The following is a 16,059-nucleotide window of genomic DNA, read 5'->3' on the forward strand; positions in this document are numbered from 1 at the left end:
TCAAACTGTATATGATGTGGTGGTGAAGGCGAAGAGGTCACACCTGTTCCCATGCCGAACACAGAAGTTAAGCTCTTCAGCGCCGATGGTAGTCGGGTCGATCCCCGTGAGAGTAGGACGCCGCCACGTCAATAGTTAACCTTAGAATAAGTTCTAAGGTTTTTTTGTATCTTTTTTTACGATAGATGTATATAAATGATAGATTCGGAGATACTAGAAATAGATATAGTACCTGGTTAAAAGATTAGAAGGAAGCAGGGAGGGGATTTGAATGAGTCGTAAAGAGTGCTGCAGCATATGTTCGAAAGAAACGGAAGACGGCATCTATTTATTAAGAGTTTATATCTGTGCTTCATGTGAGAAAGAAATGATAGAGACGTCCACCGACGACCCTAAATACCAGTTTTTTGTGAATCAGATGTCTAAAGCTCATCGGTCTATGATTCTTTCTTAAGAAAAGTATAGTAGCTATGAGAGAATCACCTCATTCTAAATGAGGTGATTTTTTTATGATCGAATTGCTCCGCGCCCGGGTTTTCTGTACGATAAGATGAGAGATTAAAAAAGTAGGTGAATACGAGTGCACGATCAAAATCAAACGCCGCTTTACGATGCGTTAATTCATCATATGAAGCAGGATCCTATTACCTTTCACGTCCCAGGTCATAAGTTTGGAAAGGTATGGCCGGACAAAGGTCAAGAGAGTTTTAATTCTATTTTATCCATAGATGCCACTGAAATTCATGGGCTGGATGATTTACACTCTCCTGAAGGTGTCATTACCGAGGCGCAGGATTTAGCCAGCCGTTACTTCGGCAGTGATGAGTCCTTTTTTTTAGTAAACGGAAGTACAACAGGAAACATAGCGATGATTCTTGCTATATGTAAACGTGGAGATACTATTATTGTGCAAAGAAATAGTCACCAATCAGTGTTACATGGAATCGAACTTGCAGGGGCTTCTCCTGTTTTTATTTCGCCTGAATTTGAAGTGGAAACCGGGCGGTATAGTAAGCTTTCGGCAGAATCGGTTCAACATGCCATTACCATGTATCCTGAAGCGAAGGCTGTATGTTTAACGTACCCGGATTATTTTGGGCGTACATATGATTTAAATCGAGTCGTGGAAACCATTCACGAACATAACCTTCCAGTTCTGGTCGATGAGGCGCACGGGGTCCATTTTCAGCTTGGAGATCCTTTTCCAACTTCCGCTTTACGCTCTGGTGCCGATGCGGTTGTTCAATCTGCCCATAAAATGGCTCCAGCTATGACCATGAGTTCGTATTTACATTGCCAAAAAGATCGCTTCCCGGTTTTTAAATTAAAGCATTATTTAAAACTGCTGCAGTCGAGCAGTCCATCTTATCCTTTGATGGCAAGTCTTGACCTAGCCAGATATTTTTTAGCGCAGCAAACGGAAGACGAATTACGATCTACTCTGGCTTTTATTCATGAAGTAAGAGAGATTTTTAAGAAAGCAACCAGCCAGTGGGAAGTAAAGCCACTTTCTGTCTATGATGATCCTCTTAAGATGACGTTAGAAACCAGGGGGTTTACCGGTTTTGATATAGCTCGAGTATTGGAGAATCTCAACATTTATCCTGAACTTGCTACTTCCAATCAAGTATTAATAACGTTCGGGTTAAGTCCTCACTTGGATGTGGAACTCTTAAAGCAGCGTCTGGATGATGTAGATTCGCAATTAAAAAACAAAGAAAAGCGTGCTACAATAAAAATAGAACAACCATCGTTTCCTAAAATTCAAACCTTAGATATAAGCTACTCTGATTTAGAAGACAGTCTATCAGAATGGGCTGACTGGTCTAAAGCTGTGGGTTACGTATCAGCTGAAGATGTCATTCCATATCCTCCGGGAATCCCTTTACTTATGAAAGGGGAGCGTATATCTAACCATCATAGAAAACAAATCCAGTCGCTTCTGGGGCAAGGAGCCCGTTTTCAAAATGAAAGAATTGGAGAAGGAGTACGAGTGGTTAAAGGAGAATTGTCGTGAAAGGATTATTTGTAACATTTGAAGGCGGAGAAGGAGCAGGAAAGTCTTCCATGCTGCATGCCATTGGAAAAGAATTGAGCGAAGAAGGGTACCAGGTACTTGAAACAAGGGAGCCGGGCGGAATTGAAATCGCTGAAAAGATCAGGCACGTGATTTTGGATACTTCTCACACAGCCATGGACGCTCGTACAGAGGCGCTTCTATACGCAGCAGCACGAAGACAGCATTTAGTAGAAAAAGTAGTGCCAGCGCTGCAGGAAGGGAAAATTGTGTTATGCGACCGCTTCATTGATTCCAGTTTAGCCTATCAAGGGTATGCGCGAGGGTTAGGCATGGATGAAGTGTACAAAGTAAACGATTTTGCCATTGAACATTGCATGCCTGAACTTACGCTTCTTTTTGATATAGAACCGAGTGAAGGACTGAGCCGAATTGCAGCCAATAAAGGAAGAGAGCAGAATCGTTTAGACCTTGAGGAAATAGATTTTCATCAAAAGGTTTACGATGCTTACCATCAATTGGCTGACAAATACCCGAATCGTATTAAAGTGATTAATGCTGGGCAGTCTTTTGATAAGGTGAAAACAGCGGCTTATCAAGCTTTACGCACCCGTCTTCCCTCAGCTGAATAATTAACGTTTGTTATAATGATATAAAATACCCAACAGGAGGGTTCGATCCAATGAAAATGATCATTGCGGTTGTCCAGGACAAAGATAGTAATCGTTTGACCGATGCCTTAGCAGAGAACGATTTTAAAACCACTAAATTATCCACGACAGGTGGTTTCCTAAGAGAAGGAAATACCACATTTATGATTGGTTGTGAGGACGGAGAAGTGGACGATGCTCTGGAAATCATAAGAAATAACTGCAGTCAGCGTGAACAAATGGTGGCGCCAATTTCTCCAATGGGAGGCAATGCTGATTCCTATATACCAAAGCCTGTAAAAGTAGAAGTCGGTGGTGCTACGGTCTTTATTTTACCTATCGATTCTTTTTTCCAGTTTTAACGTAAAGGAGCCGCCTTACATGAAAATCACCCATGATATGCGAACTCAAATGGAGTCTGCCCAAAAGCAAGCGGCCCAACAATCACAAGGCAGACCAAGATTTGATCAACTTGTTCAATCCCAGACCAGGCAGCTTCAAGAAGTTCAGCTAAACCAGCTTATCAAAAGTATAAATGCTCAAGGGGAGCGTGTAGCCAGGTCTCGTTCCTTTCGGGACCTGGCTAAATATAAGAGACTGATCACGGATTTCGTTAAAGAATCCGTCAATTATGGAATGAACTTAAAACACTCCCACAGCTGGAATCAGTATGGACAAACAAGGAAATTAACTCTTGTAGAGTCAGTAGATGAAAAATTAGCCGAGCTGACGGAAGCTGTAATGGATGAGGAGAAGAAAACAATCGACTTACTGGGGCTTATTGGAGAGATTAAAGGTCTGCTCATTAATTTATATACGTAAGGACGGACGAACAATATGCAGACATGGACAGAAATGAAAGAAATTCAACCTTTAGCTGCTCAGATGCTAATGAACAGCTTTCATAAGGACCGTATTTCGCATGCCTATTTATTTCAGGGAAATCGCGGGACCGGTAAAAGGGAAATGAGTATTCTTTTTGCTAAAAGTATCTTCTGTAAATTTCGTGAAGGAGCTTCTCCCTGTCAGTCATGCCGGGATTGCAATAGAGTAGATTCAGGAAATCATCCAGATCTTCATTGGATTGAACCAGATGGCCAATCCATTAAAAAAGAGCAAATCCTTCATCTTCAGAAAGAATTCACTTATACCGGTATGGAATCTAATCGAAAAGTTTATATCATCGTGGATGCCGATCGGATGACAACCAATGCTTCCAACCGTCTATTGAAGTTTCTGGAAGAACCGAGCCAGCAGACAACGGCTATGCTGCTTACGGAAAGCGGCCAGACGATGCTGGACACGATACGATCACGTTGTCAGCTTCTAGCTTTTCAGCCTCTCAATCCAGAACGAGTGGAGAGTAAACTTATAGAAGAAGGCGTGTCTCAATCAAACGCGAAAATATTAGCTTCTTTAACGAATAATTTAACAGAAGCTATGGAGATTAATGACGATGATTGGTTTGCTAATGTGCGAAAATTAGTGATACAATTAATTGAAGTGCTTCAAAATAAACCAAATGAAGGACTTCTATTTATCAACCATCAGTGGATGCCTCACTTTAAAGAGAGACAACAGCTACAGCGCGGTCTTGATGTCTTAATGCTCTGGTTCCAGGATGTAATTAACTATTATTTGGACCGGGAAAATTCCATCGTCTTTACAACGGAACGGGAGAAATTAGAGCAGGCGGCCATGAGGTGGTCGAGGCAGTCAGCAGCGCAGTGTTTGTCCTATATCCTTGAGGCGAAGCGAAAGATAAATCAAAATGTCCATCCTAATTTAGTGATGGAACAACTTACCCTTCAACTACAGAGGTGATGATCCGGATGATCGAAGTTGTAGGTGTCCGATTTAAACAGGCGGGAAAAATTTATTATTTTGACCCTGGACAGTTAAAAATGACCACAGAGGATTATGTTATTGTCGAAACCGTGCGCGGTATTGAATTCGGAAAAGTTGTCATTGCTAATAAATCCGTAGATGAAGAAGACGTAGTCTTACCACTTAAGAAAGTCATTCGTATTGCGGATGATAAGGATAAGGTGACGGTGGATGAAAACAACGACAACGCTGCAGAGGCTTATCGTGTCTGTGAAGCGAAAATCCGTGAACATAAATTGGACATGAATCTTGTGGACGTAGAATATACGTTTGATCGTAATAAAGTAATTTTTTATTTTACAGCCGACGGCCGAGTTGATTTCCGAACGCTGGTTAAAGACTTAGCTTCCGTGTTTAAAACCCGGATAGAATTGCGCCAGATTGGTGTCCGGGATGAAGCCAAAATGCTGGGTGGTATCGGTCCATGCGGACGCATGCTATGCTGTTCAACATTTCTGGGTGATTTTGAACCTGTATCCATAAAAATGGCGAAAGACCAGAATCTCTCGTTAAATCCGGCGAAAATTTCAGGATTGTGCGGGAGGCTCATGTGCTGCCTTAAGTATGAAAACGACGATTATGAAGCTGCTAAGAAGGAGCTTCCCGATTTAGGCGAGAACATTGCTACTTCCTTTGGCAAAGGGAAAGTCGTTGGTTTAAATATGCTGGAGCGCATGGTCCAGATTGAATTTAGAGAAAAAGAACGTGTTCTTGAGTACTCCTTGCAGGAATTAATTGATGAAGGAGTCGTCCAAACCGAAGCCGCAGAATAAGAGGGTGGAGTCAAGCGTGAATAAAAAAGCTATATTCGAACATGTATCCCATTTAGAATCTCAAATAGGAGAGCTTTATGAACAGCTCGGTGATCTGAAAAAACAGCTCGCTTATCTACTAGAAGAAAATCAACATTTATCGCTTGAAAATCATCACTTGCGGCAGCGTTTAGACAAAGAACATGAAACAGAAAAGCAAAAAGCCTCTTCAGGCACAAAGCAGGAACGCGGTCCTGCTGTAGGCGAAGGTTACGATAACCTGGCCAGGCTTTATGAAGAGGGGTTTCACATTTGTAATTTACACTTTGGAAGCCCGAGAGATGAAGACTGCTTATTTTGTCTCTCCTTTCTAAATAAGAAAAAATAATCCCAGGTCCAAGCCTTTCCTTGCTCTTCCAAGGAAAGGCTCTCTTTATATTAAGATCTGTTAAATCTAGTTGTTGATTTCATAAGAGGTTTATTAAAGTATAGGGCCGGTTACTGTAAGACTCAGTTTCGAGATATTTTTATGAGAAGAAAGGTCCTGCGGGGGATGATTCGCTTTCCGCGGGCATTTGCTGAGCCTCCTCGAGCTAAAGCTCTCCGGGGTCTCACCGATCATGTTCATCCCGCAGGAGTCTTCATCATCCCCCTCCGGACCTGGCCAAATCAGAAGCTCGAAACCACTTTAACTCGTAAGGAATTAGACCAGGTGGTTCTGTACCTATTTTCGGGGCATAACGATGCACAATAGCCTGTTATAAAAGCATTTAATGCAGATTAAGGAGAAGAACTTTCATCTTCTGAAAGGGTCCGTTTGCAACATTATAGTGGGGTTGGTGGGGAAATGATGAGACTCCCATGGGAGAAGGGACTAGGTGAGATCCCACAGGGAGTGAAACCAGCGAGGAAGCTCACCGTTCCCCCATAGGAAAGCGAGTTATTTCCCCACCAGCCCTCCTCCACATAGAGTAACGGACCCATTTATCTCGAAATCAAGTCTTCAAGTAATGGGAGCTTTTGTTTAAAATTCAACACTGTAAATCAACTGAGCTTTATATTAAATAAAAAATGTCCATGATAAGCTTATTAGGAACATCTATGATAATGAAGATCTGATTAACTTCCATACGTTAGAAAGGAAACAAGCATGATGGTACAACTATATGATGACGAACGAATTGACTTTTTATTAGCAAAACAAAATATGAGAATCATACAAAGTCCGACGGTATTTGCTTTTTCCCTCGATGCTGTATTATTGGCTGATTTTACATATGTACCTAAAACAAGAGGAAAGATTCTTGACCTTTGTACAGGGAACGGCGTCATTCCTTTATTTCTATCCACCCGTTCTGACGTACCCATAACCGGTGTGGAAATTCAGGAAAGACTATATGACATGGCATGCCGGAATATTGAGTTAAATAAACTCAACACACAGCTCGACATGATTCATGGCGATTTAAAAGATATGCCGGCCCGATACGGCAATCGTAAATTTGACCTCGTTACCTGTAATCCTCCTTATTTCCCTACTCCTCAAATGGACGAGCGAAATATAAATGAACATTTGGCAATTGCCCGTCATGAGATTTATTGCACGCTTGAAGAGGTCATAGAAGCTTGCAGCCGATTGGCTAAATCCGGAGGTAAAGTATCAATGGTTCATCGCCCGGAGCGAATGGTGGAGATTATAGAGCTATTTCGAAAACACCGCTTAGAGCCTAAACGAATGCGTCTTGTTTATCCAAAGGAAGGAAAAGAAGCAAATACTTTATTAATTGAAGGAACCAGAGATGGCAAACCAGGACTTAAGATTCTGCCTCCTTTATATGCACTTACCTCCGAAGGTGAATACACTTCTGAATTGAAGGAGATTCTGTATGGGAAATAATCATATCGTGTATATTCTACGCTGCAATGATCAATCGCTTTATACAGGATACACGAATAATCTGGAAGCGCGTTTAAAAAAGCATGAGGTTGGAAAAGGCGCCAAGTACACGCGCGGCCGGGGTCCATTTAAACTTGAATATACAAAAGCATTCGAAACTAAACGAGAAGCTTTGCAGCAGGAATATCGAATTAAGCAATTATCTCGTATAAAAAAAGAACAATGGATTGCTGAAACATTGGAAGGAGAGATCCAAGGTGAAAATACAGAAAAGCTATAAGAAAGATGGATCAGAAGCTGGAGCTTTATATGTGGTTCCTACCCCTATAGGTAATTTAGAAGATATGACGTATAGAGCTGTCTCAACTCTAAATGAGGTTGCTGGAATTGCGGCAGAAGATACAAGAAATACAAAAAAATTAATGAATCACTTTAATATTCAAACTCCATTAATCAGTTATCATGAACATAATAAACAAACGCGCGGACCTCAGCTGATCGAGCGCATGAGGAACGGAGAACAGCTCGCCGTAGTCAGTGATGCCGGTATGCCGGGAATCTCAGATCCAGGGTCAGATTTGGTGAGAGAGTGCGTGGAAGAGGACATTCCTGTAATCGTGCTTCCCGGAGCAAATGCGGCCCTTCCTGCGCTAGCTGGTTCTGGAATTTCTACCGAAAAATTTTATTTTTGTGGCTTTTTGCCACGTAAGAAAAAAGACCGATTAGCAGAATTGGAAAAGCTGCAGCCTTTACAAGCCACTTTAATCTTTTATGAATCACCGCACCGCTTAAAAGAAATGCTTTCCCATACCTATGAACAATTGGGAAATCGGAAAGCGACAATCGCGAGGGAACTATCAAAAAGGTATGAAGAATTTGTAAGAGGAAACTTGGAAGAGCTCCTTGAATGGTCTGAGAAAGAGGAAATAAGGGGAGAATTCTGCATCATTGTTGAAGGAGCATCCTTCGAAGAGGAAGAAGAGGATTCATTCTGGTGGACACACTTATCCGTTATCGACCATGTGGAACACTACATGGAAAAAGAGCAAATGAAGAGCAAGCAGGCGATTAAGCAAACATCCTTGGATCGAAAACTATCCAAACGAGAAGTCTACCAGGCTTACCATGTGCATGAATAAAGAAATCCCTTACTGCCAGGCCTGTGAACAGTAAGGGATTATATATTACAACATATGTCTAGTTGTTTTCTTCTCTTTATTAACCAATGTCGTCACTTTTTGTTTATTTATCTATTTAAGATTTTGCTGCAGTTCTTGCAAGAGAATTTGTGCGCCTTCTTTACTTAACACAAGATTGCCATTTGCTAGTTTCATATTTTCATCAGAAACTTCCCCCGTAACATGGCAAGTCATGTTAGGCTTGTACTTTTTAAGGACGATGCGATCATCGTCAACATAAATTTCCAAAGCGTCCTTCTCATTAATTCCTAATGTACGACGTAGTTCGATCGGAATTACCACACGACCTAACTCGTCAACTTTACGTACGATACCTGTAGATTTCATTTTTCTGTCTCCCCTCAATCAAAAGTTATTTCGTCATGTTTCGACATATGTCTCGCCATTATAGTACCAACCATTCCCAAACGTGTCAATTACTTATAACCGATGTTTATTTCCAACTTCATATACCGGTAAGGGTATTTTGGGTGGTGTCACAGAGTACCTGAGCAGGCCTGTGCGAGTAATAGAAAATCTCTACTCTACCAAAAATGGTTGAAATAACCATCTTTTGATTACACTTAATTTTACCAAAGTAATGACAGATGTGAAATGTATAATCTTAACTTTTTTTTGACAGTTATCCAATTCGTTCGGTATATTTTAATGTTAGGAATGGAAATAAAGTAGATAACTCGATAAAATGTTACAATAGCCATTATGAATGAATAGAAGCTTACACAGCTTGGAATTTCAGAGGAGGGAAAATAATGCCTGAGGAAAAGAATACCTTTTACATTACTACGCCGATTTATTACCCTAGCGGTAATCTGCATATCGGACATGCTTACACGACTGTAGCTGGTGATGCTATGGCACGATATAAACGATTGCAAGGATATGAAGTGATGTATTTAACCGGTACAGATGAGCATGGACAGAAAATTCAGCGTAAAGCAGAGGAACAAGGGGTAGAGCCCCAGGCTTACGTGGATGAAATTGTCAGCGGCATTAATGATCTATGGGATAAACTCGACATTTCTTACGATGATTTTATTCGTACCACGCAAGATCGTCATAAAGAAGTCGTTACGAAAATCTTTGATTACTTAATGAAGAAAGGCGATATCTATTTAGATGAATATGAAGGCTGGTATTGTACTTCCTGTGAATCCTTTTTCACAGAACGTCAGCTTGATGAGGGTCACTGCCCAGATTGCGGCGGTCCAGTCGAAAAGGTTAAAGAAGAATCCTACTTCTTTAAAATGAGTAATTACGTTGATCAATTGCTTGAATTCTATGAAAACAATCCTTCATTCATACAGCCAGAAAGCCGGAAAAATGAAATGATTAATAACTTCATTAAGCCAGGCCTTGAAGATCTGGCAGTTTCCCGGACGACTTTCGATTGGGGAGTAGAGGTTCCAGGTAACGCAAAACACGTTATTTATGTATGGATTGATGCGTTAAGTAACTATATTTCGGCTCTAGGATTCGATACAGAAGACGATGCGCGCTATCAGAAATTCTGGCCAGCTGATGTTCAGCTTGTAGGAAAGGAAATCGTCCGATTCCACACCATTTACTGGCCTATCATGCTCATGGCTCTTGATCTTCCACTTCCGAAAAAAGTCTTTGCCCACGGCTGGATTTTAATGAAAGACGGAAAAATGTCCAAATCTAAAGGGAATGTGGTAGACCCTGTCCAGCTAAGTGAACGTTATGGTCTCGATGCACTTCGTTACTACCTGCTTCGTGAAGTTCCATTTGGTTCTGATGGTGTCTTCACTCCGGAAGCATTCGTAGAACGAACTAACTATGACCTGGCCAATGATCTTGGAAATCTACTTAATCGCACGGTAGCTATGGTTAGTAAATACTTTGATGGTCAAATTCCAGAGCTTACCCTTGGTGAAGACGAATATGATCAGAGTCTGGAGAAGCTTGCGCTTGAAACCCGCCATAATGTAGAGAACGCTCTTGAGAACATGGAGTTCTCAGTAGCTCTGGCCGACTTATGGAAGTTTATCAGCCGTACGAACAAATATATTGATGAGACGCAGCCGTGGATTCTGGCTAAAGACGAAAGTAAGAAAGATCGTCTTGGTAATGTTATGGCCCACCTCACAGAGTCCTTGCGTCAGATTGCGGTTATGCTTCAGCCTTTCTTAACTCGCACACCTGAGCGTATTTTCACGCAGCTTGGTGTAAAAAAAGAAGCACAGAAAACGTGGCAGAGTCTTAGCGAATTTGGCGCGATTGAAGCGGGAACAGCCGTTCAAAAAGAAGACCCAATTTTCCCACGCCTGGATGCTGAAGAAGAGACACAGATTATTAAAGATATGATGAAAAAGCCTGCTGCTCCTAAGGAAGAAGAGCAGGAAGAGAAGCCGGAAACAGATGAAGTCACAATCGATGATTTCATGAAGCTGGATTTCCGTGTAGCTGAAGTCGTTAAGGCAGAGCCAGTGAAAAAAACGGATAAGCTATTAAAGGTTCAGCTGGATCTTGGTTATGAAAAACGCCAGGTCATTTCCGGTATCGCTGAACACTATTCTCCGGAACAACTCATTGGAAAAAAAGTAATTTGCATCACGAATTTGAAACCTGTAAAGCTTCGCGGTGAACTATCTCAAGGAATGATTCTAGCCGGTGAAGACGATCAGGGAACCCTGTCCTTAGCTTCCGTTGATCAAACGTTAAGCAATGGCACTAAAGTGAAATAACTGACGTAATGACAGAAAGGGAGAGCGGGACTAAGCTTTCCCTTTTTGTTATCAAATGAAGAAGAAAGGGGATTACTATGCTTTTTGATACACATGTCCACTTAAATGCGGATCAATTCGAGGAAGATTTGGAAGCTACCATTCAACGCGCTAATGAAGCGGGAGTAGAGTATATGACGGTCGTTGGCTTTGATCATAAAACGATCCCTAAAGCTATTGAAATTGCGGAAAGCCATGAGAAAATTTATGCGGCCGTCGGCTGGCACCCTGTTGATGCCGTTGACTTATCAGACAAGGAACTTGAGTGGATTGAAGAACTCTCTTCTCATCCTAAGGTTGTGGCAATAGGAGAGATGGGGCTGGATTACCATTGGGACAAGTCTCCAGCAGACGTTCAAAAAGAGGTCTTTCGAAAACAAATCCGTTTGGCTAAGAAAGTGAAGATGCCCATTATTATTCATAATCGTGAAGCGACGGATGATATCGTGGAAATATTGAAAGAAGAAGACGCTTCAGAAGTAGGAGGAATCATGCATTGCTATAGCGGTCCTGTTGAGACGGCCCAGGAATGTATAGATATGAACTTTATGATTTCTATAGGGGGCCCGGTTACTTTTAAAAATGCCAAGCTGCCGAAAGAAGTGGCTAAAGCGATCGACTTGAAGCACATGCTGGTAGAAACGGATTGCCCATTCCTTGCCCCTCATCCCAATCGAGGCAAGCGCAATGAGCCGGCATACGTAAAACTTGTAGCCGAACAAATAGCGGAGTTAAAAGAAATCACCTTTGAAGAGGTGAGCGAAGTGACGACCTCAAACGCTCTTCAATTTTTTGGTATTCAATCATAATACAGGTTCAATTGTTACAGTCAACTCTCATTTGTACTGGAAATGTAACATGACTGTTATGTTAATTATTCATGAAAAATTGCATAATAAAGAAGCTAGCTCTACCCAAGCTGGCTTCTTTTTTTGTTGGCTCTTTTAAATCACCTTTTTGAATACTACATAAAAAAACCGGAATCAAGTGGTTGCTATTGGGACAAAAGCTTGAAAAGTTAAAAAGCGTCGGATGCTGAGCACGCTGATCGTTCTACACGGACAGCCAGTCTATCCGTACGTAAGGCCCCCGTTCAAATGGAAATCTCCATAAACCTTCGAATCGCTCAGCATCTGAAGAAGTAACGGCAGCCTCCAGGGATAGTCAAAGTAATAAAGAAGAGACTCTTTATATGCATGCTACGGCATACACTGCCCAATGTACAGGCTGCTCAGGAGTAACCGCTACCGGCATAAATCTAAACGGCAATCCAGATGTGATTCCTTTGGGAAGCTGTGTCTGGATAAAAGATTACGGGTATGCTGTAGCAGGGATACCGGTGGTGCGATTAATGGTAAATGTATAGATCTTTTCGTTCCAGATAAGGAACAAGCACTGAGCTTCGGCCGTCAGCAAGTTAAGGTCAAATTTCTGGACTAAGCAGAGGCATCCTTCCTCTGCTTTTTTCCGTTATACACTCGTGGTATGCTATGAAAAGATTAATTGAGGTGAATAAACAGGAGGAAATAAAGTTGAGAATAAAAGAAGTGATTGTAGTGGAGGGAAAAGATGATACCGCAAGAATTCGTGAAGCTGTGGAGGCCGACACCATTGAAACGAATGGATCTGCTATTGACGAAGAGGTGTTAGAACAGATCAGCCACGCTCAGGCTAAACGAGGGGTTATCATCTTTACAGATCCTGATTTTCCAGGGGAGCGGATTCGACACATCGTAGATCAGTACGTACCTGGCTGCAAGCATGCTTTTTTACCTAAGCATTTGGCGCGTGCCAAGCGTGATAAAGGGGTGGGAATTGAACATGCCACTGTAGATGATATTAAGGAAGCTTTGGGCTCTGTGTATGAACTAATGGAATTCTCCGAAGGTTACATTACCAAAGAGGATTTAATTGATTATGGCCTGATTGGAGGGCCTTCTGCCAGAAAACGGAGAGAAAAATTAGGAATTGAACTTCATATTGGCAAAACTAACGGGAAACAGTTGCTGCGCCGATTAAATATGTTTCAAATCACTGCAGAGCAATTAGAAGAGGCGATGCAGCGTATCATAGAGGAGGAAAGCAATGAATAATAAAGCAGTCGCTACACCCACGCGTACAAAGGAAATATTAGAAACGTATGGATTTTCTTTCAAGAAGAGTCTGGGTCAAAATTTCTTAATAGATGTAAATATATTGAAAAACATTATCGAGCATGCGGGGATTGACCATTCTGTAGGAGCCATTGAAATTGGTCCAGGGATTGGGGCTCTGACTGAACAACTGGCTATTCATGCCGATCGGGTGGCTGCTTTTGAAATTGACCAGCGTCTGCTACCTATTCTTGAAGACACGCTGAGCGCTTACGATAATGTACACATTATCAATCAGGACATATTAGAAGCTGATGTGACAAGTGTTATTAAGAATACCTTTCATGAAGGACAGGAGATTCACGTCGTAGCGAATCTTCCCTATTACATTACGACTCCGATCTTAATGAAACTGCTGATGGATCAACTTCCGATAGACAGTATTACGGTGATGATTCAAAAAGAAGTGGCCGACCGTATGGCCGCTGAACCAAATACAAAAAGCTATGGTTCACTTTCTATAGCGGTACAGTATTATACCGAAGCTCATGTATCCATGAACGTACCTAAGACCGTGTTTATGCCGCAGCCTAATGTTGATTCTTCTGTGCTTCACCTTAAAATGCGCGACCAGCCTCCTGTTGAAGTGGTCGATGAGAATTTCTTTTTTGAGATCGCCAGAGCAACATTTGGCCAGCGTCGAAAAACTTTAATGAATAACTTAGCCCGTCATTTTAAAGGTAAAATGGATAAGGAAGAAATTCGACACCGTTTGCAAAGAGCAGATATTGATCCAGGACGCCGTGGAGAATCATTAACAATGGAAGAGTTTGCTCGATTAGCAAATGTTTTTTATTCAGAATCCATCTAAATGACACAGGGAAGCCAAACTCACATACACTAATGTAGTGCTCTTTGTGAGGTGGGTGAACCATGATAACAAAAGGAGATCTTGTTACAAGAAAGTCGTATCAGCATGATATCATTTTTCGTGTGAAAAATTGTGATAAACCACTTGTTAAACTCATGGGAGAACATATCCGCTTAGAAGCGGATGCGCCCCTTGAGGATTTAGAAAAAGTGAGTGGAGACGAATACCACAGAAGAAAAATAGAAGTAGATGAACAGGAAGCTTTTTCTTACAGACTCTTTAAACAGGATTATCGGCTTCTAAAAGAGAAACGGGATTCCCAGGCTGAGAGTGGTTATGCTTCAGGGAAGGATGCTAAATATTTTCAAATTCCTCCCCGCGTGCTTCATATAGATGGGGACCCTCTTTTCCTGAAAAAATGTATTGCTCTTTATGAAGAGCTGGGAATACAAGTGCATGGTCAATATATGCATGAAAAAGAAATGCCGGAGCAGGTCATGGGGCTTATAGAGAAAGTCCAGCCGGAAATTGTGGTGCTTACAGGACATGATGCTTATTCAAAGGCTAAAGGTACTGTAAAGGAGCTTGAAGCGTATCGCCACTCCCGTTTTTTTGTGGAGTCGGTTAGGAATATAAGGCAGAAGTATCCGAATTTTGACCAGATGGTTATCTTTGCAGGAGCCTGTCAATCGCATTTTGAATCTTTAATCAGAGCGGGAGCTAATTTTGCCAGTTCGCCTTCAAGGGTTAATATACATGCAATTGATCCCGTATATGTTGCAGCGCGTGTAGCTTATACTTCCTTTATGGATCATATAAATATTTGGGAAGTCATCCGTAACACAATTAGTGGGGAAAAGGGGCTCGGAGGAGTGGAGACCCGCGGTCTTTTGAGAATTGGTATTCCTTATTCGGAACATTCGGAAGATCCTAATGACATCAGTTAGTAATATTTGAACGGAAACGCTCATATACTCAAATTAACGTGTGTTTGGTCCACACATGTAGAAGACCTGCCTAAAGAAAAGAAAAAGCAAGGTCTTTTTCATTTTTTGAAGAAAGTCACATATTTTTCCTGTTATTGGAGAACCTAGCAGAGAACATCTATAAAATTTTTATGTTGACATGGATTTTGACATATTGGTATAATTTATAGTTTTATTTGACTTTGTCCAATCTGTGTGGTACTATAAATAACAGTGAGGTGGAGTGTAGTGGCTAAAACGTTAGTAGAAATCAAACAATCCCTGGAAGGGCAAATTGGCAGACGTCTAACCCTGAAAGCAAATGGTGGACGTCGTAAAACGATTGAACGCTCAGGAATTCTGGCTGAAACATACCCAGCCGTTTTTATTGTTGAACTGGACCAGGAAGAAAATGCTTTTGAACGTGTATCCTATAGCTATGCCGATGTTCTTACCGAGACTGTAGAACTGAATTTCGATGATTTACAGACCTTGGCTCTTGAGCAGTAAACTCCACGTTTGCTGCTTTTTATTTTTTTATAAAATGGGAACAGCTGTTAGATCATCCAATCATTTCTCGTATAGCTTAATTGCAAAATCATATACTAACCTTGTCGTAGCTTTAGTGGTTGCGAAAGGAGCTGAAGACGATGGGGCGCAGAAGAGGTATGATGTCCGATTCGTTTAAAGAAGAGATCGCGAAAGAACTTGGGTTTTACGACAAGGTTCAAAAAGATGGCTGGGGCGGTATTACGACACGCGAAGCCGGCAATATGGTGAAATGGGCAATAGAGAAAGCAGAAGAACAGATGATAAGAGAACAGCAAAAATAAATTAAAGCTCCTTGAAGCCTTCATTGGCCTCAAGGAGCTTTTTTACATCTGACCCTGTGTCGATTTCATAGGATACTTATTCAACAATAGGGCATATTGTGGAAGACTCGATTTCGAGATGTTTTTGGTCCGTTGTTGATATAGAGAG

Annotated in this window: 21 protein-coding genes and 1 rRNA gene; 21 read left to right on the forward strand and 1 reads right to left on the reverse strand. The window is 41.5% G+C overall.

Going from position 1 to position 16,059, the window contains the following annotated elements; genetic code table 11:
• Nucleotides 1-15 precede the first annotated feature (15 nt).
• The 12 genes from rrf to rsmI all read left to right on the forward strand — a co-directional run bounded on the left by rrf (nucleotide 16) and on the right by rsmI (nucleotide 8,342).
• Nucleotides 16-129, forward strand: a 5S ribosomal RNA gene (rrf, locus tag ACTWP7_RS18385).
• A 142-nt stretch (nucleotides 130-271) separates the two neighbouring features.
• Nucleotides 272-454, forward strand: a complete 183-nt coding sequence (locus ACTWP7_RS18390) for a sigma factor G inhibitor Gin (RefSeq protein ID WP_041601127.1) — start codon at nucleotides 272-274, stop codon at nucleotides 452-454.
• A gap of 126 nt (nucleotides 455-580) precedes the next feature.
• On the forward strand, nucleotides 581-2,017 hold the full coding sequence (locus tag ACTWP7_RS18395) for an aminotransferase class I/II-fold pyridoxal phosphate-dependent enzyme (RefSeq protein ID WP_443124429.1): 1,437 nt from the start codon (nucleotides 581-583) through the stop codon (nucleotides 2,015-2,017).
• Entirely contained in the window at nucleotides 2,014-2,649 is a 636-nt protein-coding gene (gene tmk, locus ACTWP7_RS18400) for a dTMP kinase (protein WP_443124430.1), read from the forward strand. The genes ACTWP7_RS18395 and tmk overlap by 4 nt, the downstream gene beginning before the upstream one ends.
• 50 nt (nucleotides 2,650-2,699) lie before the next feature.
• Nucleotides 2,700-3,029 carry a cyclic-di-AMP receptor gene (locus ACTWP7_RS18405; protein WP_014641339.1) on the forward strand — a complete coding sequence of 110 codons (330 nt, stop codon included), beginning with the start codon at nucleotides 2,700-2,702 and terminating at the stop codon, nucleotides 3,027-3,029.
• A 19-nt stretch (nucleotides 3,030-3,048) separates the two neighbouring features.
• A complete protein-coding gene (locus tag ACTWP7_RS18410) occupies nucleotides 3,049-3,489 on the forward strand; it encodes a YaaR family protein (RefSeq protein WP_443124431.1) in 441 nt (146 codons plus the stop codon).
• Between the two features lie 15 nt (nucleotides 3,490-3,504).
• Entirely contained in the window at nucleotides 3,505-4,491 is a 987-nt protein-coding gene (holB, locus tag ACTWP7_RS18415; RefSeq protein WP_443124432.1) for a DNA polymerase III subunit delta', read from the forward strand.
• An 8-nt stretch (nucleotides 4,492-4,499) separates the two neighbouring features.
• The gene (locus ACTWP7_RS18420; protein ID WP_014641342.1) at nucleotides 4,500-5,327 is read left to right on the forward strand and encodes a PSP1 domain-containing protein; all 828 of its coding nucleotides are present in this window, start codon (nucleotides 4,500-4,502) and stop codon (nucleotides 5,325-5,327) included.
• Nucleotides 5,328-5,343: 16 nt separating this feature from the next.
• Entirely contained in the window at nucleotides 5,344-5,694 is a 351-nt protein-coding gene (gene yabA, locus ACTWP7_RS18425) for a DNA replication initiation control protein YabA (RefSeq protein ID WP_443124433.1), read from the forward strand.
• A gap of 765 nt (nucleotides 5,695-6,459) precedes the next feature.
• Complete coding sequence (locus ACTWP7_RS18430; protein WP_443124434.1) at nucleotides 6,460-7,203, forward strand: tRNA1(Val) (adenine(37)-N6)-methyltransferase; 744 nt, start codon at nucleotides 6,460-6,462, stop codon at nucleotides 7,201-7,203.
• The gene (locus ACTWP7_RS18435; protein ID WP_443124435.1) at nucleotides 7,193-7,483 is read left to right on the forward strand and encodes a GIY-YIG nuclease family protein; all 291 of its coding nucleotides are present in this window, start codon (nucleotides 7,193-7,195) and stop codon (nucleotides 7,481-7,483) included. The genes ACTWP7_RS18430 and ACTWP7_RS18435 overlap by 11 nt, the downstream gene beginning before the upstream one ends.
• A complete protein-coding gene (gene rsmI, locus ACTWP7_RS18440) occupies nucleotides 7,461-8,342 on the forward strand; it encodes a 16S rRNA (cytidine(1402)-2'-O)-methyltransferase (protein ID WP_443124436.1) in 882 nt (293 codons plus the stop codon). The genes ACTWP7_RS18435 and rsmI overlap by 23 nt, the downstream gene beginning before the upstream one ends.
• 111 nt (nucleotides 8,343-8,453) lie before the next feature.
• On the opposite strand, the gene ACTWP7_RS18445 is transcribed toward rsmI, so the two are convergent.
• Entirely contained in the window at nucleotides 8,454-8,729 is a 276-nt protein-coding gene (locus ACTWP7_RS18445) for an AbrB/MazE/SpoVT family DNA-binding domain-containing protein (RefSeq protein ID WP_014641347.1), read from the reverse strand.
• Nucleotides 8,730-9,154: 425 nt separating this feature from the next.
• Between ACTWP7_RS18445 and metG the strand changes: the two genes are divergently transcribed.
• From metG to ACTWP7_RS18490, 9 genes are all read left to right on the forward strand, one after another.
• A complete protein-coding gene (metG, locus tag ACTWP7_RS18450; RefSeq protein WP_443124437.1) occupies nucleotides 9,155-11,110 on the forward strand; it encodes a methionine--tRNA ligase in 1,956 nt (651 codons plus the stop codon).
• Nucleotides 11,111-11,187: 77 nt separating this feature from the next.
• Nucleotides 11,188-11,958, forward strand: coding sequence for a TatD family hydrolase (locus ACTWP7_RS18455; RefSeq protein ID WP_443124438.1), 771 nt, complete (start codon nucleotides 11,188-11,190; stop codon nucleotides 11,956-11,958).
• Between the two features lie 383 nt (nucleotides 11,959-12,341).
• Entirely contained in the window at nucleotides 12,342-12,515 is a 174-nt protein-coding gene (locus ACTWP7_RS18460; RefSeq protein ID WP_443124467.1) for a hypothetical protein, read from the forward strand.
• On the forward strand, nucleotides 12,512-12,589 hold the full coding sequence (locus ACTWP7_RS18465) for a hypothetical protein (RefSeq protein WP_443124466.1): 78 nt from the start codon (nucleotides 12,512-12,514) through the stop codon (nucleotides 12,587-12,589). Before ACTWP7_RS18460 ends, ACTWP7_RS18465 begins: the two co-directional genes overlap by 4 nt.
• 92 nt (nucleotides 12,590-12,681) lie before the next feature.
• Nucleotides 12,682-13,242, forward strand: coding sequence for a ribonuclease M5 (rnmV, locus tag ACTWP7_RS18470; protein ID WP_443124439.1), 561 nt, complete (start codon nucleotides 12,682-12,684; stop codon nucleotides 13,240-13,242).
• Nucleotides 13,235-14,113 (forward strand): 16S rRNA (adenine(1518)-N(6)/adenine(1519)-N(6))-dimethyltransferase RsmA, encoded by an 879-nt coding sequence (gene rsmA, locus ACTWP7_RS18475; protein WP_443124440.1) that lies wholly within the window; start codon nucleotides 13,235-13,237, stop codon nucleotides 14,111-14,113. Before rnmV ends, rsmA begins: the two co-directional genes overlap by 8 nt.
• A gap of 62 nt (nucleotides 14,114-14,175) precedes the next feature.
• A complete protein-coding gene (yabG, locus tag ACTWP7_RS18480) occupies nucleotides 14,176-15,060 on the forward strand; it encodes a sporulation peptidase YabG (protein WP_014641353.1) in 885 nt (294 codons plus the stop codon).
• A 267-nt stretch (nucleotides 15,061-15,327) separates the two neighbouring features.
• Entirely contained in the window at nucleotides 15,328-15,588 is a 261-nt protein-coding gene (gene veg, locus ACTWP7_RS18485; RefSeq protein ID WP_014641354.1) for a biofilm formation stimulator Veg, read from the forward strand.
• A gap of 140 nt (nucleotides 15,589-15,728) precedes the next feature.
• Nucleotides 15,729-15,911 carry a small, acid-soluble spore protein, alpha/beta type gene (locus ACTWP7_RS18490; protein ID WP_014641355.1) on the forward strand — a complete coding sequence of 61 codons (183 nt, stop codon included), beginning with the start codon at nucleotides 15,729-15,731 and terminating at the stop codon, nucleotides 15,909-15,911.
• Nucleotides 15,912-16,059: the final 148 nt, after the last annotated feature.

Source organism: Halobacillus sp. B29, from assembly GCF_052246755.1.
In the GTDB taxonomy this organism is placed as follows: domain Bacteria; phylum Bacillota; class Bacilli; order Bacillales; family Halobacillaceae; genus Halobacillus; species Halobacillus halophilus.

Bases quoted from the DNA above. Each gene is read 5' to 3' on its own strand.
- ACTWP7_RS18405 (WP_014641339.1), top strand. From the start codon at position 2,700: ATGAAAATGATCATTGCGGTTGTCCAGGACAAAGATAGTAATCGTTTG.
- ACTWP7_RS18435 (WP_443124435.1), top strand. From the start codon at position 7,193: ATGGGAAATAATCATATCGTGTATATTCTACGCTGCAATGATCAATCG.
- rsmA (WP_443124440.1), top strand. From the start codon at position 13,235: ATGAATAATAAAGCAGTCGCTACACCCACGCGTACAAAGGAAATATTA.
- ACTWP7_RS18445 (WP_014641347.1), bottom strand. From the start codon at position 8,729: ATGAAATCTACAGGTATCGTACGTAAAGTTGACGAGTTAGGTCGTGTG.
- metG (WP_443124437.1), top strand. From the start codon at position 9,155: ATGCCTGAGGAAAAGAATACCTTTTACATTACTACGCCGATTTATTAC.
- ACTWP7_RS18420 (WP_014641342.1), top strand. From the start codon at position 4,500: ATGATCGAAGTTGTAGGTGTCCGATTTAAACAGGCGGGAAAAATTTAT.
- yabG (WP_014641353.1), top strand. From the start codon at position 14,176: ATGATAACAAAAGGAGATCTTGTTACAAGAAAGTCGTATCAGCATGAT.
- holB (WP_443124432.1), top strand. From the start codon at position 3,505: ATGCAGACATGGACAGAAATGAAAGAAATTCAACCTTTAGCTGCTCAG.
- ACTWP7_RS18460 (WP_443124467.1), top strand. From the start codon at position 12,342: ATGCATGCTACGGCATACACTGCCCAATGTACAGGCTGCTCAGGAGTA.
- ACTWP7_RS18410 (WP_443124431.1), top strand. From the start codon at position 3,049: ATGAAAATCACCCATGATATGCGAACTCAAATGGAGTCTGCCCAAAAG.
- ACTWP7_RS18455 (WP_443124438.1), top strand. From the start codon at position 11,188: ATGCTTTTTGATACACATGTCCACTTAAATGCGGATCAATTCGAGGAA.
- ACTWP7_RS18390 (WP_041601127.1), top strand. From the start codon at position 272: ATGAGTCGTAAAGAGTGCTGCAGCATATGTTCGAAAGAAACGGAAGAC.
- ACTWP7_RS18490 (WP_014641355.1), top strand. From the start codon at position 15,729: ATGGGGCGCAGAAGAGGTATGATGTCCGATTCGTTTAAAGAAGAGATC.
- ACTWP7_RS18430 (WP_443124434.1), top strand. From the start codon at position 6,460: ATGGTACAACTATATGATGACGAACGAATTGACTTTTTATTAGCAAAA.